The sequence below is a fragment of the Paenibacillus sp. Marseille-Q9583 genome, from assembly GCF_976954365.1.
Map to the genome: position 1 here is coordinate 39,616 of NZ_CDRJTB010000041.1, position 18,182 is coordinate 57,797.

Annotated in this window: 20 protein-coding genes; 7 read left to right on the forward strand and 13 right to left on the reverse strand. The window is 46.9% G+C overall.

The window, feature by feature from the left end; genetic code table 11:
- Window positions 1-3: 3 nt before the first annotated feature.
- Window positions 4-486 (reverse strand): hypothetical protein, encoded by a 483-nt coding sequence (locus ACWNM1_RS18465; RefSeq protein WP_449602128.1) that lies wholly within the window; start codon window positions 484-486, stop codon window positions 4-6.
- Between the two features lie 365 nt (window positions 487-851).
- On the opposite strand from ACWNM1_RS18465, the gene ACWNM1_RS18470 reads away from it, so the two are divergent.
- Window positions 852-1,577 (forward strand): HNH endonuclease, encoded by a 726-nt coding sequence (locus ACWNM1_RS18470; protein WP_449602129.1) that lies wholly within the window; start codon window positions 852-854, stop codon window positions 1,575-1,577.
- Window positions 1,578-1,681: 104 nt separating this feature from the next.
- On the opposite strand, the gene ACWNM1_RS18475 is transcribed toward ACWNM1_RS18470, so the two are convergent.
- Window positions 1,682-1,879 (reverse strand): YwbE family protein, encoded by a 198-nt coding sequence (locus ACWNM1_RS18475; RefSeq protein WP_042184438.1) that lies wholly within the window; start codon window positions 1,877-1,879, stop codon window positions 1,682-1,684.
- A 61-nt stretch (window positions 1,880-1,940) separates the two neighbouring features.
- Between ACWNM1_RS18475 and ACWNM1_RS18480 the strand changes: the two genes are divergently transcribed.
- A complete protein-coding gene (locus ACWNM1_RS18480; RefSeq protein WP_449602130.1) occupies window positions 1,941-2,243 on the forward strand; it encodes a hypothetical protein in 303 nt (100 codons plus the stop codon).
- Window positions 2,244-2,271: 28 nt separating this feature from the next.
- On the opposite strand, the gene sdaAA is transcribed toward ACWNM1_RS18480, so the two are convergent.
- The 3 genes from sdaAA to ACWNM1_RS18495 form a co-directional block, all read right to left on the reverse strand.
- The gene (gene sdaAA, locus ACWNM1_RS18485) at window positions 2,272-3,150 is read right to left on the reverse strand and encodes an L-serine ammonia-lyase, iron-sulfur-dependent, subunit alpha (protein WP_042184434.1); all 879 of its coding nucleotides are present in this window, start codon (window positions 3,148-3,150) and stop codon (window positions 2,272-2,274) included.
- Window positions 3,147-3,857 carry an L-serine ammonia-lyase, iron-sulfur-dependent subunit beta gene (gene sdaAB, locus ACWNM1_RS18490; protein ID WP_449602131.1) on the reverse strand — a complete coding sequence of 237 codons (711 nt, stop codon included), beginning with the start codon at window positions 3,855-3,857 and terminating at the stop codon, window positions 3,147-3,149. Before sdaAB ends, sdaAA begins: the two co-directional genes overlap by 4 nt.
- A gap of 309 nt (window positions 3,858-4,166) precedes the next feature.
- Window positions 4,167-4,742 carry a DUF4269 domain-containing protein gene (locus ACWNM1_RS18495; RefSeq protein WP_449602132.1) on the reverse strand — a complete coding sequence of 192 codons (576 nt, stop codon included), beginning with the start codon at window positions 4,740-4,742 and terminating at the stop codon, window positions 4,167-4,169.
- 129 nt (window positions 4,743-4,871) lie between these two features.
- Between ACWNM1_RS18495 and ACWNM1_RS18500 the strand changes: the two genes are divergently transcribed.
- The gene (locus ACWNM1_RS18500) at window positions 4,872-5,771 is read left to right on the forward strand and encodes an SDR family oxidoreductase (protein WP_449602133.1); all 900 of its coding nucleotides are present in this window, start codon (window positions 4,872-4,874) and stop codon (window positions 5,769-5,771) included.
- Window positions 5,772-5,803: 32 nt separating this feature from the next.
- A complete protein-coding gene (locus tag ACWNM1_RS18505) occupies window positions 5,804-6,259 on the forward strand; it encodes a hypothetical protein (RefSeq protein WP_449602134.1) in 456 nt (151 codons plus the stop codon).
- Window positions 6,260-6,266: 7 nt separating this feature from the next.
- Here ACWNM1_RS18505 and ACWNM1_RS18510 read toward each other — a convergent pair whose 3' ends face one another.
- From ACWNM1_RS18510 to ACWNM1_RS18520, 3 genes are all read right to left on the reverse strand, one after another.
- Window positions 6,267-7,889, reverse strand: coding sequence for an NAD(P)H-hydrate dehydratase (locus ACWNM1_RS18510; protein ID WP_449602135.1), 1,623 nt, complete (start codon window positions 7,887-7,889; stop codon window positions 6,267-6,269).
- Window positions 7,890-7,935: 46 nt separating this feature from the next.
- Window positions 7,936-8,568 carry an NAD(P)-dependent oxidoreductase gene (locus tag ACWNM1_RS18515; protein WP_449602136.1) on the reverse strand — a complete coding sequence of 211 codons (633 nt, stop codon included), beginning with the start codon at window positions 8,566-8,568 and terminating at the stop codon, window positions 7,936-7,938.
- Between the two features lie 217 nt (window positions 8,569-8,785).
- Window positions 8,786-9,199 (reverse strand): GNAT family N-acetyltransferase, encoded by a 414-nt coding sequence (locus ACWNM1_RS18520; RefSeq protein ID WP_449602137.1) that lies wholly within the window; start codon window positions 9,197-9,199, stop codon window positions 8,786-8,788.
- A gap of 253 nt (window positions 9,200-9,452) precedes the next feature.
- Here ACWNM1_RS18520 and ACWNM1_RS18525 point away from each other — a divergent pair, with 253 nt between their 5' ends.
- Window positions 9,453-9,761, forward strand: coding sequence for a hypothetical protein (locus ACWNM1_RS18525; RefSeq protein WP_076285185.1), 309 nt, complete (start codon window positions 9,453-9,455; stop codon window positions 9,759-9,761).
- Between the two features lie 298 nt (window positions 9,762-10,059).
- Here the strand turns inward: ACWNM1_RS18525 and ACWNM1_RS18530 are convergent, their stop codons facing one another.
- The 4 genes from ACWNM1_RS18530 to ACWNM1_RS18545 form a co-directional block, all read right to left on the reverse strand.
- Complete coding sequence (locus ACWNM1_RS18530) at window positions 10,060-10,284, reverse strand: YezD family protein (RefSeq protein WP_042184406.1); 225 nt, start codon at window positions 10,282-10,284, stop codon at window positions 10,060-10,062.
- A 111-nt stretch (window positions 10,285-10,395) separates the two neighbouring features.
- Window positions 10,396-11,259 carry a sulfate ABC transporter permease subunit CysW gene (gene cysW, locus ACWNM1_RS18535; protein ID WP_449602138.1) on the reverse strand — a complete coding sequence of 288 codons (864 nt, stop codon included), beginning with the start codon at window positions 11,257-11,259 and terminating at the stop codon, window positions 10,396-10,398.
- Window positions 11,260-11,777: 518 nt separating this feature from the next.
- Window positions 11,778-12,632, reverse strand: a complete 855-nt coding sequence (gene cysT, locus ACWNM1_RS18540; protein WP_449602139.1) for a sulfate ABC transporter permease subunit CysT — start codon at window positions 12,630-12,632, stop codon at window positions 11,778-11,780.
- Between the two features lie 101 nt (window positions 12,633-12,733).
- A complete protein-coding gene (locus ACWNM1_RS18545; RefSeq protein ID WP_449602140.1) occupies window positions 12,734-13,861 on the reverse strand; it encodes a sulfate ABC transporter substrate-binding protein in 1,128 nt (375 codons plus the stop codon).
- A 389-nt stretch (window positions 13,862-14,250) separates the two neighbouring features.
- Between ACWNM1_RS18545 and ACWNM1_RS18550 the strand changes: the two genes are divergently transcribed.
- A complete protein-coding gene (locus ACWNM1_RS18550; RefSeq protein WP_449602141.1) occupies window positions 14,251-16,518 on the forward strand; it encodes an alpha/beta hydrolase in 2,268 nt (755 codons plus the stop codon).
- Between the two features lie 129 nt (window positions 16,519-16,647).
- Here ACWNM1_RS18550 and ACWNM1_RS18555 read toward each other — a convergent pair whose 3' ends face one another.
- Window positions 16,648-17,697 (reverse strand): lactonase family protein, encoded by a 1,050-nt coding sequence (locus tag ACWNM1_RS18555; RefSeq protein ID WP_449602142.1) that lies wholly within the window; start codon window positions 17,695-17,697, stop codon window positions 16,648-16,650.
- A gap of 249 nt (window positions 17,698-17,946) precedes the next feature.
- Here ACWNM1_RS18555 and ACWNM1_RS18560 point away from each other — a divergent pair.
- The coding region (locus tag ACWNM1_RS18560; RefSeq protein WP_449602143.1) for a GlsB/YeaQ/YmgE family stress response membrane protein at window positions 17,947-18,182 on the forward strand (236 nt) is incomplete at its 3' end.

The following is an 18,182-nucleotide window of genomic DNA, read 5'->3' on the forward strand; positions in this document are numbered from 1 at the left end:
ATTTTAACGTCTTTCCGTACCGACGTCCAGCGAAAAGTAACTTTGTACAGAGGGGAGTATTGTAACGGCCTGAATCAACAGCCCTAGACTCATATAGATCAGATGTATAATTGCAACACTATTCAGCATGTACGTCTGCACCGTTATCCAAATGATTTGCCCAAACCCGATATACAGAGACAAAGCCCAGAAGCTATATAATTTCTTGAAGGGATTTAATCGTTCCACCAAGTGCCACTGAGGTCTCTTGATCAGACCATAAACAACGAGGAGGGGCAGTAAACCAAATACGATAAATAGCAGAATACCAGGAAATAAAAAATCTGAGAATGGCGATCTTTCCAGCATAGAAGTCGGCATTTTCATTAGATCCCCGCTTGGATCTATTACAAGAGCACCGCCCCCTCCTAACGCTCCAACCCCCAAAAAAATAAGAAGAATATAAAGCCATGTTACTGTACCCGGCCTTCCCTTCGTTAATTCCATTTCACTTCCCCATTTCCAAATAAGAATTAGAGCAACCCTATCTAGATAACGAATCTGCCCTTTTTTCTATTTTACAAGTTTTACCTGTTTTTCACCGAGATGCATATCACAAATTTGGCTGTGTTTACGTTTTTTTTACGTACGATGTGAACAGCAGCGCTTTACGTTATACTAAGTTTAGAAGCTAACCTTTCACCTAACGGAACTCATAAATAAACATCATGGAATCCAAAGCATAAACAACTTCTACGTCCTTATAAGCGAGAAATCTAAGACATAAAGTATGGTGTGGAACCTATAGTTTATTATATTTCAAAAACAAGGAGACAGGACATGCGTACACATGCGCTGCACCTAACATACCTATGAACGATACCGACCTTCTATCTACCAAGCAGTGTGCTTATTGCCACAAGCTAAAGCCGCTCACAGAATTTCGAAGACGTACAGGCAAACGTTCCAAGGGACATTCACGCCGTGGTGCCTGCCGTGAATGTCGCAAACAACGGGAAACACTAAATATAAAACTCACAGCGAACCCCTTACTGGTGAAGCTTGATACGATCCAAACCCATCAGCACACTCTATTGGTGCGTCCCAAGGAGGGAAAGCCCTCTTCCACTGCTGTTTCTTCAGGAGAATCTAATCCGAACCGACGCGTACGAGGTTTGGAGCAGCGAAGAAAACGGCCGCATGCTCAAGGCACAAAGCTAAATCCGGAAGATCCAACCCAATTGATTCCTTCTACCAAAGGGATGATTCTAATGCGCGGTCATAGCGACAAGGGACGGCGCTGGCATCAGGAGATTGATCTAGCGCTTGCAATTACCCTGGTCAGGGAACATGCCGCTATCGTTGTAAACCGTCGAACGATTCGACGATTGTATAGTAATAAGGATTTTCGCGCTTATATACTAGCCAGAGACAATTACATCTGCTACTTCTGTGGCGCTTATGGGGACACCATTGATCATTTACTACCTCGTGCTAAAGGGGGTCATACAACCCCAGATAATTGCGTCTGCGCTTGCACGTTATGTAATCAGACTAAAGCTGATAAATCTGTTGAGGATTTTATGGGCCGAATATAACAACTTAAATCAAAAATCCCTAATCTCGTAGGTTGTTCTGTTTCCGTGAACAGAACAACCTATGAGATTAGGGTCGCTTTTTAATGTGGAGAAGTGTAGTTTATTTAGTTGCCTGTAATATTCTTAACTCGTCCTACCTGTCCGCTAGTCAATCTGACCTTAATGCCATGCGGATGCCGAGGCGAGTTCGTGAGAATATCTTTCACTGTACCGTGTGTTAGCTTGCCTGTAGGCTGATCCTGCTTAAGTACAATATCCACTTCAAGCCCAGGACGAATATCCGCTCTTACTTGTCCGTTCATGATGTAATCCCCTTTCATGGGTTATAATGTTGTCAACTACAATAGATAAGGATGAGACGTTATGGCCTTCGGCATCAATAGAGAAGAATTATCCCGGTGGAAAAAAGCGGTCTCCGCAGGAGAGATCGCCTTCTTGACTCATTATTGGCTGGATCCACGCTTTCCCGGTATCACTACCGTCACTAAGGTGGGCTGTAGTGATCTTACCACACTGAAACACTGGTGCGAAGAGAATGGATTGCCTGCCCAATATATTCATAATCGTTCATCGTTTCCCCACTTTGACCTCATTGGACCTAGGCAGGCAGAAATCCTTCGACAAGAAGGTCAATGGGATCAGCTGGAACGTTTCAAAATGCTCTAAATACAAATTGTGATTTGAGACATATTAATTACTTCTTTTTGCGTAAATCCTGCATGATTTTACGGCCGGTAGGTGTCTGCGCTAACCCGCCCCCTGCAGTCTCGCGGTGTTTCTCTGGCATAGCTGAGCCTACCTCGAGCATGACCTTGATAACTTCATCGGAAGGAATCACACTACGAACACCAGCCAGTGCCATATCTGCGGCGGCAAGTGCGGTAACTGCACCGAATCCGTTTCTAACAATACAAGGAATCTCTACAAGTCCGCCAACCGGATCACAAATCAGGCCTAAAGTGTTCTTAAGTGCTAGCCCGACAGCATGCACTGCTTGTGCAGGCGTTCCACCGCGTAGCTCGGTTAACGCGCCTGCTGCCATCCCAATGGCAGAACCTACCTCAGCTTGACAGCCGCCTTCCGCACCCGATACAAAGGAGTTATTGGCGATGACATAACCGATGGCCCCGGCTGCGAACAATCCGGATACCATGTAGTCATCATCCCAGCCAAACCGTTCCTGACAGCTGAGAAATACACCCGGAATAATCCCGCATGAACCAGCAGTAGGCGTCGCAATGATCCGGCCCATAGAAGCATTCACTTCGGATACAGCCAGCGCGTAAGCCATAGCTTGACCAGCAGGTCCACCTAGGCATGGCTCATCAGCCGCGTTGTATGCTCCTACACGCTGGGCATCCATGCCTGTAAGGCCGCTGCGCGAAGTTGTATCTTCATGCATCCCGCGATGAACAGCCTCTTTCATCACGCCATAATATTCACGCATCGTGGAAAATTCATGATCACTGGAACGTCCAGATTCCGCGCTTTGCTCTTCGAGCATAAGTGCTCCAATCGTGAGACCCCGTTCCTCACACAATACAGCCAGCTCGCTAAGTGTTTGAAAATTCATGTTAAACTTTCCTTCCCCTTCTCATCTTGCTTACCTTCATTTAAATTAACTAGCTTCACGGATTTCACAGCAGTGAGCGCTTTAAGCGCTTCAATAAGCTCCGGTGTAGCCGCTTCATCCAGCTCCAGCACCGTTAAGGCTGCACCACTGCGATTCTTACGATCGAGAGACATATGCCCTATATTAAACTGTCCGTTACGCATCACTTCCGTAACACTCGCCAGAACACCCAAATAATCCATATGATTAATCAGAACCGTCGGATAGACCCCCGTAAGCTTCACTCCAAAACCGTCAATATCAACAATCTCGATGTTCCCGCCACCAATAGATGTCCCTGTTAGCGTCAGTTCGCTTCCTGTTTCTTGTCCGATAAGATGCAGCTTAACGGTGTTTGGATGTGGAAACAGGCCTGTTCCCTGCTTAAAAGAAACATCCATCCCCGCTTCTTCTGCCAGTTCTAGAGAATCTGGAAGCCGATGATCATCGGTAGTGAAATCAAGTAACCCTCCAACAATCGCTCGATCTGTACCATGTCCCTGATAAGTTGCTGCAAAAGAGCCAAAAAACGTTACTTCGGCCACACGTGGAACTTCACCTAACACCTGCCTCGCAGCCCTCCCGATCCGCGCCGCGCCAGCGGTATGTGAGCTTGAAGGACCGACCATTGCCGGACCAATAATTGAAAATACATCCTTAAAACGCATAAAAGACCTCCTGCCTGCAAAAATAGGCAATTATCATACTCCTATATAGTATACTGCACTAGCAGCCCTTAGTTCACCGTAACTTTTGCTGAGATATACATATACCTAATATTGCGTATTTCAGAGGGAGGGTGGTATTTCTATTTTGTCCTGAGTATCATAAGATATCCTGAGAATACAGCATAATTCCACCTCTATACTGCCAGCCCTTCCTTCCCAGAACCCTCTTCCATGTTCGTTGGTTCCAATAACCATCAGGTGGCACTTGGCAATACCGGCTGTACGTATATTCTCAAGACAAGATCATACTTATCGCCTCGCTTGTATAGAATGGCATAAAGCATGAAGAGCGCTTCGAGGAAGCTCTTCCAGCTCCAGCAGCGCTTCGTAAGGATCGCCCTCTAATCCCATAGCTTTCGCAAAGGCAGGCTCTGTCTTCCATCCGTTTGATTTTAAAAGAATGATCCGTTCGCGAAAATCATCATCCATCTGAGCTAAAATTTCAGCTTCAACGATCATATGCAAATAACCATTCTGAAGCTCCGTTCGCCTCGGCTGTCCAAACAGTTCGATAGGCCAGCCCTTTACCATAAAGTTAATTTTCGTTCGAGGAATGCCTTGAACCACTCGTGATTCGCTAACAAACCCCTCCGTAGCTCCAAAATATCGAACAACTAGCGCTTTAAACTTCACAGGATCATAAACCTCACAAATGATATCCAAATCGCTGCCCTCCACTTGAATTCCAAGCGGTATTGTCCCAACCAACAAAGGGTTATAGTCCTTTAGCAAATTCATAATATCAAGCTCTAAAAGAAGGTTATAGACCTCTTTCTGAACCGCGGTTCCATGAATCAAATCATCGATATTTCGCCAATCATTCATTTTAGACAAGCGCCTCCTCCGACTCGGGTTTATAAACGCATATGTATGTATTGATGACAGCGCACGCTTTTCTGGGCGCATGCATAGAAATATACGGAAGGTAGAACGCAAGGAGGTTATTTCAAAAAAATGAATCCCATCTACCCCTATTATGGGGAGCGGACAGTATGTAAAGAGCAGCCTATTGCTTTTCCTCCACAGCATCAAGATCGTCAGCCGGGCCTAGAGAGTCTGATGAATCCTCGTCCTATCAGTGAAAACCCGGAAATTATCGGCAGTGGAAAACTGAAGGGAAAGGTTGCACTCATCACCGGAGGTGACAGCGGAATTGGTAAAGCCGCAGCCATTGCTTTTGCAAAAGAAGGTGCAGACGTTGCTATAGCTTATTTATACGAAGCCTCAGATGCAGAAGTCACTCAAAAGCGGATCGAAGAATTAGGGCAACGCTGTTTACGGATTGAAGTTGATTTACGCCATAAGAAAAATTGTTTCAGGGCTGTGGAGCATACGATCCGCACCTTCAGCAAGCTGGACATTCTGGTCAATAATCACGGGGTCCAATATCCACAAAAAAGTATTTTGGATATCACAGAAGAGCAGCTGTACCAGACGTTTCAGACAAATATTTTCCCATTCTTCTACTTAACTCAAGCCGCACTTCCACATCTTAAAAAAGGTGCATCCATCATTAATACCGCTTCCATTACTGCCTATCAAGGAAATAAAGAGCTCATAGATTATTCCTCCACCAAAGGGGCGGTGGTCTCTTTTACCCGCTCTTTAGCCTTATCTCTCGTAGACGCTGGCGTCCGTGTCAACAGTGTAGCTCCCGGTCCGGTATGGACCCCACTGATTCCCTCAAGCTACTCTGCAGAGGAAGTTAGTATCTTTGGTACAGATACACCCTTTAAACGTGCTGCACAGCCTTATGAGCTAGCAGGAGCATATCTCTTTTTAGCGGGCCCTGATTCTTCATATGTTACCGGGACATGTATACATGTCAACGGTGGAGATATGGTCACCAGCTGATACACAACACAACACGAGAGGAATGTATACCTATGAATAAGATGCCCGATTATGATATTCCTTCTGTCCGTTTAACAAGCGGCATGTATGCATTAACAAAATTAGCCTGCGCTGGGCTAACATACGTCCTTATCTCCTTACTTATGCTTGGGTTTCCACAACATAACGGCATACCAGAGGGTTGGCCACTTTCGATCCCCTATGCGATTTACGCTTATGGACTGCCTGCCGCACTAGTAGCCGATGTTCTGCTGCGCCTCCTGCGTATCACATCCCACATCGTTTCCCTTGTTGTATACGTAGCCGCAGGTTTCGGTGCAGGTCTATGGCTGGCAGCAGAACAAGGTGCAGAGCTACTGCTGTGGGGCCTGGCTGGAATTTTGGGACTGTTGCTGCTACGAGTGACGCAACTGGGTGTAGAGCGTTCCCCTCTGTTACTGCCTGTGTTTGCACTATTTCTACCGCTGCTTTGCTTGCTGCTGTTATAAGCTGCACTCAGAGTGCTTCTATGATATCACCGGCAATAATAGCCGCTGGATTATTCCGCTGACGGGCGGCTCTCTCCCCTGCTAATCCGTGTAGATATACACCAAAAGCTGCTGCCTGCGCCTCATTCAGTCCCTGAGCCAGCAGGCTGGAAATGATGCCCGTTAGCACATCACCGGCTCCACCAGTACCCATGCCGGGATGGCCTGTGGTGTTTACATAAGCTTGCCCTTCAGGCGTCGCTATAACCGTATGTGCTCCTTTTAATAGAAGCGTAACCCCATGCTCTTTCGCATATCCCATAGCCAGACTGATGCGGTCCCGTTGCACCTCAGCTGTTGTTATACTAGCAAGACGGGCCATCTCACCTGGATGAGGCGTCAGAATCACCGGATGGCGTCTACTTGCCCAGCTCTTGTAATCAGCATCAGCTAATATATTTAAAGCATCCGCATCGATCACCAGAGGACAATCCGTCCCTTCCCAGAGATTGCGAAGCCATTCTGTATCAGCCTCGAATCGACCAAGACCGGGACCAATGGCAAGAACATCTCGCTCTTTACTTAGCTTCAGTAGCTCTGAAACGCTCCCTGCTTGCCAGGTTCCATCTTCATTGCCCCCAACATCGGCTAACATGAGTTCAGGGGCAGAACCGATGATATAGGGCAGCAGCTTCTGAGGAAGCGCCCATGTCACTAATCCGCAGCCTGCCCGAAGCGCAGCACGGGCAGAGAGCAGTCCGGCGCCGCTCATTCTTAAGGTGCCTGCAGCAAGAAGGACATGCCCATAAGTACCCTTATGGCCTTCAGGCGAACGCCGGCGGGCCAGATCTACGCCCAGATGGGCATGCAGCACTTCCGGTGTCAGCAGGTGAACCTGCACACCGCTTTCAGGGGCCAAAGAAGACGGAATGCCGATGGCCCGGACCTTCACATGCCCCGCTGCGCCTGCACCGGGATATTGCAGGAGGCCTCGCTTGAGAAACGCGAGGCAAACCGTCACCGACGCATGAATGCAAGGCTCATGCGTCTCCCCCGTGTCCGCGTTCAGACCACTCGGGATGTCCGCGGACACAATCACTTTGCCGCTGCTATTCGCTGCGGCAATCAGCTCCGCATAGGCGCCGCGCGGGGCTCCCGCGGCGCCGGTGCCGAGCAGCGCATCCAAGATGCCGCTGCACTCGGCAAGGTCCACCCGGTCCCTGCCGTATACCACGGCAGGAAGGCCCATGGCTGCAGCCGCATCGCGCTGCAGGGCGGCCTCGCCGGAGAGCGACTCCGGCGGCACCGCATAAACGAGCGTGACGGCGATGCCAGTCTCGCGAAGATACCGTGCGGCGGCAAGGCCATCGCCGCCGTTGTTGCCTTTGCCGACGAGGATGAACCATCGCTCGGCGGCGGCATTGTCCAGGGTCAGCGCATGATCTGCGCTGACCTGAAATGCATCCTTCCCGGCGTCTTCCCATCCGGCTGCATTTCTGCAGCCCTCTCCACCTCTCCGCCGGCACAGCGCAACGATCTCCTCTGCGATCACTCTTCCCGCATTCTCCATCAGCGCAATAGCTGGAATCCCCAGCCGCTGAATTGTTTCTCCGTCCAGCCGCCGCATTTGCTCAGCAGTTACCAGATACATGGTTCGGCCCCTTTCCGCTACACTTCAATCCACAACTAGCCTGATATCAATAAGCTACAGTAAATCTCGTCCGGCTAAAATTCCCTTCCTCCAGCTCGTCCACCATAGCTACAGCAAAATCCTCTACACTGATCAAGCTTTCGCCATTCTCATCAAAAACGAGACGGTCGAGTCCAATGCGAAATTGGCCTGTACGTCGACCTGAATGAACTACCGCAGCAGGACTGGCATATGTATAGTCCAGTTCTGTGTTTTTGTAAATTTCATAAGCTTCCGCATGTGCCTCTGCCAGTGGTCTAATCTCAGCTGGGAAGTCTGCCGTATCCATCAACAGCTCTCCAGTTTCAGTCTTCAAACTACCTGCACCACCTACAACTAGCAGTCGATTTAACCCAGCTTCTTGCATTCCCTCTACAATTGCCTTAGCAGCTGTTATCAAATTCTTCTCTTGGCCAAGTACTGGACCGTATGCACTGATTACCTCTTCGTGTCCACGGACCGCATCTGCAACTGAAGCAGGATTTAGAACATCTACAGTTGTGATATGCAGACGTTCATGTTCAAGGGTGAACGTTTCTGGATTACGCACCGCAGCTGTTACCTCATGTTTTCTTTTTAAAGCCTCTTGTACAATCGCCTTTCCAATCGTTCCTGAAGCACCCAATACTACAACATCCATCTGTTTTTTCCTCACTTTGTCCAGGCAAGGCCAGCGTACGACCTTCCTACTTATTTATATTTTTAATCCTCGTCTCAATAGCTTTTCCCTTACAACCTTTAAACATTATTTATCCCATGAGGTCCACTTGAAATCAGTTCCCGTAAGTTAACTCCCAAACGAAAAACCCCTTCACCAATACAAGGGGAACTCTCTTACTAAGTAGCATGTCCTCACATTAAGGGCGCAAAAACATTCCCTGAGAACGTGGCATGACCGATTCAAAGCCATATTGTGCATATAATTTAGAGGCTTCCCCATCCGCGATTAGACTGACATAAGCCTTGTCCGGTACAGTATGAAGGAACTCCCTGATTTCTCGCATGATCAATTTCCCTAAACCGCGACCCTGATAAGAAGGCTTCACTGCGATATCCGTAACCTGAAAAAAGCATCCCCCATCGCCAATCAGCCTGCCCATCCCGACCAAGATATCCTTCTCATACAAGGTTACCGCAAAAATAGAACGAGGCAGCCCTATCGCAGCCCCTTCCGCGCTCATTGCACTCAGTCCAGCCTCTTTTCTCAGCGCTAAATACTGTTCCACTGAAGGACATTCATGACGTATATCCAGCTTTCCTGTTGTCCCCATACCGTTCGCCTCCTAGCATCTTACAATAAAATAGAATTAGCGCCGTTCAGCATTGCTGTTCCAACTATATACGACTCTATGGTGCACAGGCAAGACTCGCCGGCATTCGTTGGCTTGAAACGATCTGTTAACCATTAAGTAACAAAAGCAAGCAAACACATCCACCAAAGTGGTAAGTATTATATTCTTGAATCCTATTACTCACTGTGTGGAATAGTATCTATAACAATATTCTAAAAAGGTTGGTGGCATAATGTCTCCTGTAGCAAAGCTGTTTAAATGGGGAACGTGTGTGTATGAGGCTTTTCTGGCTCTCCCTGTCCTCGGCGGTCTCTTTATTATAGCGAATGGTTGGGTCCCTCTTGCCGTTGCCTTTTTGCTCCACGCTGTAGCCATTGTAATCCTGCAAAGAGAGCGGAAACCCATCGTAGGGAATGTTCTAGGCATTATCACCTCGATTTTAGCGTTTATCCCACTCTTAGGTTGGATCATGCATGGCATCACTGCGCTCGTACTGTTGGTTGAAGGGATTTCCTCTTCACGTCAGGCAAATCGTTATTAAAACGCTGCCTGCATCGCTGGTCGCTTACTTGGTAAAAAGATAACAGAGCAGCGTTTCTCCATGTTCGGAAGAATCGCTGCTCTGTCTTCTCCACTGCTGCTATTCATTAAAAAGAGCTAGGGTCCGTTAGCATGCCAAATGTGCAAAAAACTGCGTTTAGAGTCTTCTGAGTCCTAAACGGTGCTTTGTATCAAAAAACAGAGGAGTTGCCCCAGCAGTGATTTCAAGGCTGCTGAGGCAACTCCATAATTTTTATCCAGAAAGATAATAGATCCCTTTATGATTGCCCGAGATTGCATCAACGTCCTGCCGATTGGGAATCGGCCCGCCGGGTTCCACTCTCATTAATGTAACGCCCATTTGCATTGCCATTGCCATTCTCAAAACGTTTGCGTTCCGTACGCTCCATCTGAACAATCTGACCTTCATGCACCACGATATGCAAGGAGCCAAATTCCATATCATCCAGAAGCCCTGCAATCCGCGTAAGCCATAAATCATCCACTTTCAGCGGTTTAGCCATTCTCTAGCCTCCCTTTCCCCATCCAAAGGATTATATCCGCCTAAATTTCACAATTCCGTTATTACCAACCCGTATACTATGAATTAACTTAGCATGGAACCAAAAGTACTGTCAATGGGCATTTTTCCGTGATAACCAGCTTTTAATAATCATCGTTACCAAGGCCAACAACAGGAGCAGTGATGCTACTGCAAAAGAGGCTGAGAATTGATATTCATTGTACAAAATCTCAACATGCAGCGGCAGTGTATTTGTCTCTCCACGTATATGCCCAGACACCACTGAGACTGCACCGAACTCGCCCATAGCCCGCGCATTACACAAAATAATGCCATATAATAAACCCCATTTAATATTAGGAAGCGTGACTCTGAAAAAGATCTGCCACCCATGTGCTCCGAGGGTAATCGCTGCCTCTTCCTCCTGTGTCCCTTGATCCTCCATCAGTGGAATCAACTCACGCGCCACAAAAGGAAATGTCACAAACAGTGTGGCCAACACGATCCCTGGAAGCGCAAATACGATCTTAATATCATGAGCGCTCAGCCAAGGACCAAACCAACCATTGGCACCAAAGACGAGCACAAAGATCAGTCCGCCGATCACCGGCGACACTGCAAAGGGAAGATCAATCAGAGTAATGAGAAACCCTTTGCCGCGAAAACGAAACTTGGTTACTGCCCATGCAGCCGCTACGCCAAAAAAAGTATTCAGTGGAACAGTGATCGCTGCAACAAGCAACGTCAGCCGCAGCGCGGAACGGGCATCTGGATCGGTCAGGGCAGCTATATATACGTCCCAGCCCTTTTTCAGCGCCTCTGTCAGCACAACAAACAAAGGCAAGGCAATCAGCCAAAAAAGGACTAGTCCAGCAGCTCCGATCAACACCCATTTTACAGCCTTGGTTTCCGTTGTCGCTGGCGAGGACGTATTCTTCTGCAGCCGGGGAGCTTGGAGTGGGATGGTGCCTGCCACAAGTTATTCCTCCTTTAAAGGGTTTTACGAAGACATGATTTGCTTCTGAAAAATGCCGAATTTCGGTAGATGTGAAGCATCTTGAGTAAATTTGGGAGTTATCAGACTGTCTGCTATCTCAGAGTTTGTTAACCCTGATTACTGGTAATAGGTCACTCCGAGGATTATTGGACTTCCGATCGCTGTTATCCTCAGATTTCCTGATTTGAACCGCTGTCACGGTAGAAATCCGAGGATAAAGGCGAACGCTAACGCTTCTACAGTTCCAATATTCCTCTCCGTTCCTTTCTTACCAATTATTCAGTTTCAAACACCGAGATCGCTATCGCTCCTCCAACACCCGGATTACTCTTCGAGTCCTCTATCTAACGAAGGATTCTGCATTTTACGGAAGCAAGTATGCTTCGTAAAATAAAGTCGTCATTTACCTATTAGGATGTAGCCTCGCTAATACTCGCTCAGCAAAACAAAACTTCCAAATTAAATACTTGCAATATAGAGAGTCAGAACCAAAGGACTTAACGAGAAGTCTTACGCACCCAACGCTGGAGCGTATTAATGACTAACAGCATTAAGAAGGAAATGAGAAGCAGGAGCAACGCAACGGCGGTAGCACCAGCATAATCATACTGCTCCAGTTTGGACATAATAAGCAAAGGAGCAATCTCCGTTCTCATCGGCATATTACCGGAGATGAACACGACAGAGCCGAATTCACCAATACCACGGGCGAATGCCAAAGCAAAGCCTGTTAACAACGGAGGGAACAGCTCAGGCAGTACTACTGAACGAAAGGTTCTCCAGCGGCCTGCACCGAGGGTTGCCGAGGCTTCCTCCATATCTCGGTCCAAATCCTCCAACACCGGCTGTACCGTTCGCACGACGAACGGTATCCCGATGAACATTAAGGCAAGGGTAATGCCAAGCGGAGTAAATGCCACCTTTAATCCTAGTGGCTCAAGCCACGCCCCGATCCAGCCATTTGTGGCATAAAGAGCCGTCAAGGAGACACCAGCTACAGCTGTCGGTAAAGCAAACGGAAGATCAATCAGCGCATCAAATATTCTTTTGCCCGGAAATTCGTAACGCACTAGTACCCACGCCAGCAAGAGACCTAGAATAGCATCCACAAAAGCAGCGGCCGCTGCCGTAGACAGGCTGACACGATACGAAGCCAATACACGCGGATCGGTAGCTACATCCCAGAATTTCGCCCAGCTCAGCCCAGTAGAATTGAACAACAATGCTGAAAGTGGCAAGAGTACCACGAGACTCAGGTAAAGTACGCTGTACCCCATCGTTATCCCAAAACCGGGTAGTATCTTTCGCCGCGTTGTCGCCGATACAGCTGTAGTCGTTGTGGTGACATTCATCCCCTATTCATCCTTTCTCGCCTTCGGCAAGTTAGCCGATCAGCCCCTTACTAGGGACAAATCTCTTAAAGAAAAAATATAATTTCCGTTTTATTAGTCTGTTATTTAGCACCCGGCACATAGATCTTGTCAAAGATCCCGCCATCGTTAAAATGCTTCTCTTGCGTTTCTTTCCAGGTTCCGAATTTATCAGCCAATGTGAAGAGCTTTATTTCCGGGAACTTATCTTTATATTGTTCTTTCACGCTTTCTAGCGTTGGACGGTAGTAGTTCTCAGCCGCGATTTTTTGTCCTTCCTCCGTATAGAGATACTTCAAGTAAGCCTCGGACACTTCACGCGTATTTCTTTTATCCACAACCTTATCTACTATTGCTACCGGCGGTTCAGCCAGAATGCTCTCAGATGGATTTACGATATCGAATTTATCTGGACCAAGCTCTTCTACAGAAAGGTAAGCTTCATTCTCCCATGCAATCAGCACATCGCCAATTCCACGCTCTACAAAAGTGGTCGTAGAACCGCGCGCACCCGTATCCAGCACCGGAACATGTTTGAACAATTCTTTTACAAATTCCTCAGCCTTAGCTTCGTCGTTATTGTTGTGGTCTAGCGCGTAACCCCACGCCGCCAAGTAGTTCCAACGTGCGCCACCTGATGTTTTCGGATTCGGTGTAATCACTTCTACGCCTTCCTTAAGCAAATCCGGCCAATCTTTGATTCCTTTTGGATTTCCTTTGCGTACTAAGAATACGATCGTCGAGGTGTACGGTGAACTGTTATGATCAAATTTACTTTGCCAGCCTTCATTAATAAGTCCCTTTTCCTGCAAGGCATCTATATCATAACCAAGTGCTAATGTCACAACATCCGCTTCCAGACCATCAAGTACAGCACGGCTTTGTTTCCCCGATCCACCGTGGGATTGCTTAATGGTGACCTTCTGTCCTGTTTCTTTCTCCCAATAGGCAGCAAAAGCTTTATTATAATTCTCGTACAATTCGCGAGTAGGGTCATAAGATACGTTCAGTAGTTCTACTGGATCTTTAGATGGAGTTTTTGTTGCTTCAGCCGCATTTGTGGCCTCCACTGAATTGGTTGTTACTGGTGCGTCTGTTGCCGAACTAGCACTATTGCCGTTGTTGTTATTGCTGCCGCAAGCAGCAGTAAGCCCTGCCGTCAGCAACAAGCTAAACCCTACAAGAAGACCTTTATTCATCTTTTTCTTCATCTTTTCCACTCCCCCATGTTTTTTCTTGCCATCATTTCTTTCCTGTGGATAACAAAAAGAACGGAGGAAAGCCCACGTATGGCAGGTCAAACCGGTCCTATGACACGTGTCTGCGAGCCTAATGCAGGCGTTCCTCCGTCTGTACGGTAAGAACTTTCTTCAATTATTCCTATCTACTTAGTTGGTTTATATGGATATAATACTGAAACCCTTTAACCGTGTCAAACCTTTTTTTCCAACCAATGACAAAGGAATCTTTCAAATCCCATGCTATACAGGCCATGGTGTGGGTTCCTGTAAGATCCACTTGTTATTGATGCTATAAAGTAATATTATTGCTACAGCTTATGGTCTAGAGAAATTACCGCTTAATGTCGGGAGTGAGAATCATGGGTATGGATTTAGAGTACGTCCCTGCGCCGATAAGACCACGGCTTCATAGGAGAATGACTCAAGAAATTAGTCGAAGGATTAGGGGAACTTACCGTTATGATACAACGGTCTGGAGGACAGCAATCGCTGGTCTTTGGATCGTTTGCTTTTTAGCCTTCACCACTGCCGTATTAGGTATACCCACTGGATTAGGGGTGCCAACAGATATTGCACTTGCTGCAGGTACCAGTACCATTCTGCTGGCCATTGCCAGTAATATCATTGCTGTACTGATCGCGTTGACCGGACTACGCATCCCAAGACTATTCGCAGGCTGTGTATTGAGCGATGTTGGAGCGATTCTACTAATCTTATATTACGCAGATTTTGAGATTGAAGCTGCGGTTCTCATTGCTGTTCTACTATCCGTATTAGGTGCATTGGGCGGATTAGCCATCGGTCTGCTGCGCAGTAAAAGAATAACCATGGGACTTCTGCTTAGCATTACGGTGACTTTTTCCCAACTTGCTCTAGCAAACGGAGTGCAGGAAATACCTACTTTGGAACCCATTGATATCAGTGATTCCGATGTGATTCCATTGACAGCCGCAAGTCCGTCACAACCTGGCAATCAAGCCTATCAGACCTTCACTTATGCCAGCGGTAAGGATCTGCATCGGACCGAATACGGCAAGGATACCAATGTGATTTCTTCTACAGTAGATGCTTCTGCTTATATTAAGGATTGGTCAAAACTCCGCACTTTATTCTGGGGTTTCGATTATAATGCACTACCACTGAACGGCCGAGTATGGATGCCTGAGGGCGAAGGTCCCTATCCGGTAGTTCTGATGGTGCACGGAAATCATATGATGGAAGATTACTCTGACGGAGGGTACGCTTATCTCGGTGAACTCTTGGCCAGCCGGGGGTTTATCGCAATTTCGCTGGATGAGAATTTCCTGAACTATTCTGCTTGGTCCGGTATTCCGGACAATGATTTCAAAGTACGGACCTGGATCATTCTGAAACACCTGGAACAGCTAGCAGCTTTCTCGGATGAACCAGGCAATCCTTTTTATAATAAAATAGATTTCACAAAAACCGCCCTGCTCGGCCATAGCCGCGGAGGACAAGCTGTTGCTATGGCAGCAGACGCCGAACGTTGGTTCAAAAATGATCCCGTTATGAAGGCAGTAGATCGTTTTAATATAGCCTCTGTGGTCGCCCTTGCCCCTACGGACAAAACGATAGACGATCAGCAAGCCCGTCTCAAGGATGTCAACTATTTGACTCTGCAAGGGGCTCGTGATGGGGATGTACATGATTTCTATGGTGACCGGCAGTATATACGTACTTCCTATTCTCAAGGGTCCTCTGCTTTCAAAAGCTCGCTGTATATTGCGGACGCCAATCATAGTCAATTCAACAGCGATTGGGGCGCGTATGATCAGACATTACCTGCTGGCCTCTTTTTAAATCGAGCGCAAATTATGGATGCGGACAAGCAGCGGCAAATCGCTAAAGTGTATGTGTCAGCTTTTCTGGAGACCACTTTGCATGGAAAAGACGAATACCAGAGCTTGTTCCGGGATTACCGCAGCGGACTGAAATGGCTACCGGAGACCACTTACTACAATCGATTCCAGGATGGGGGATATCGGCCAGTAGCCACATTTGACGAGGACCGCAACAAGAATACCGTTAATCTTGGAACAGCAGAAGCATCCGGATTATCCTGGTCGGAAGAGCTCGCGAAGGATCGTGAATCGAAGAGCAAAGCCACATATGGTGTCGTTCTTGAACGCACAGCCAAAAAAGACGAGGAAGCTTATTACAACATTAAGCTTAAAGACAGTGTTGTTACTGAAATGGCCCTTTCAGACGCAGATGGCCTTACATTTTCGCTAGCAAACCTCAATGGTGATATCAAAGATGAACTAAGTATTCCACTACCTCCCAATGTAGAGGTTGAGTTAACCGACAAAAATGATACCTCAGCACGCTTGCCGTTAAGTGAGGTAATGGATATTCTTCCACTTCCGCAAACTCAGTTCACGTTATTCCCATGGCTTGAAGAACGGATTAATGATGGGAAGTACGGTGATCTGTCCGAAGCTGTATTTCAGACCTATGAGATGCCGTTTGAACAGTTTCAGGAAGAAGAACCTGAGCTAGAGCCTGAGAACCTGACGGAAATCACCTTCTACCTTGAAGCCGAGGGAGATAAAATCATGCTAGATGACATAGGCTTTTACGATCTAGGAATTCGAAATATGTTTTAAGGTAACTTGCCATTATACCATTTAAGGCCTTCCCCTCAGCACATGTACAGCTGATGGGAAGGCCTTTTATTTTGATGAATTCCGGGGAATAGCCCCTAATATTGAAACATACAATAACCTATTCCCAGCCTACACGGCTTGAATACAGACCGGTGTCTTTATCTTCAGCTCGTTCCCTGTAGGAATTAATCTGCCACTGTCACTATCGATGGAGAACGAAGTAATAATATCACTATTTTGATTCGCAGCGAGCAGCTTACCACCAATAATGGCGAAATTACGCGGAGTACGTCCGCCTGTAACCTGCCAATCTACCGCTTCAAGATGACCTGTTGAACCCTCAATATGGAACAAGGCGATACTATCTTGTCCCCGGTTTGAGACATACAAGAATTTACCACATGGCGATACATGAATATCGGAAGCTGTATCATCACTACCCGCATTATATTGCTCTGGAAGCGTGCTGACATGCTGTAAAATGCTGAGGTTCCCATTCTGCTCATCATTAGCAAATACCGTTACGGTACAGTTTAGTTCATTCGCCAGATAAATCCATTGTCCTGAAGGGTGTACCGCTAGATGGCGTGGGCCTGAACCTGGTGGAAGATTAATCTCCCGATGCTTAGACAGCTTACCTTCTTCAAGGCGATAAATCAGGATTTGATCCAGTCCCAAGTCGCAAACCAGTATATGCTTGCCGCTTCCATCCGGAATGACGGAGTGTGGATGCGGAGCTTCCTGACGGTCTTCACGAATTCCTGAACCTACATGTTTCACTTGATCAGACATGACCTGAAGCGAACCATCCTCATTTACAGGAAATACGTTGGCATTGCCACCCGAATAATTAGAGACGAATATGTAATCTTGCTTAGGACTGATTGAGACATAACAAGGAGCGCCACCTTCCGTAGGACGACTTCCAAGTGGACTCAAGGCTTTAGTAACAGGATTAATAGCAAAGGCATAGACCTCGCCCTCATCCTTCTCACTAACCGCATAGAGCACGCTGCCTGTGCTGTTTACTGCTAAAAACGATGGATTCTCAATGCCCTTAGTACCCTCAAGAATCTTCATTTCCCCTGATGAAGAACTAAGTGAGCATAGTAGAATAGCTTCCTCACCTTCAGGGTTGTACGTTCCCACATAAAACAATACCTCATTAGGCCGTTCCATAGTAGCGACTCCTTTGTTTGTATAAATTGTATTTACTTCTTAATTACCCTTTACTGATAGCAACTTACTCAGTATTTCATAATATTTTTTCACTATAGCATGTTTATAGTTGTAATACATTATCGGGTTCAATTTTGAGGCCATTTCCTAACTCTACCGGCAGTAGTAAGTTTTTACAAGTGGTTTAAACATGATTGGCAAGGTTAATAGTAGACATCGAAAACAACAAAACGAAGGAGTTGAAGTAACATGAGTTTTTTATGGATGTTAATTGTTGGTGGGATCATTGGTTGGTTAGCGGGTCTGATTATGGGCAGAGATATTCCAGGCGGGGTAATTGGTAACATTATCGCAGGTATTATCGGTTCATGGCTTGGTGGCGTGCTTCTGGGAAGCTGGGGACCTAAAGTAAGTGATTTCTATTTCTTCCCTTCTTTGATCGGGGCCGTTGTTCTGATCTTTATCGTCAGCCTTATTCTTCGCTC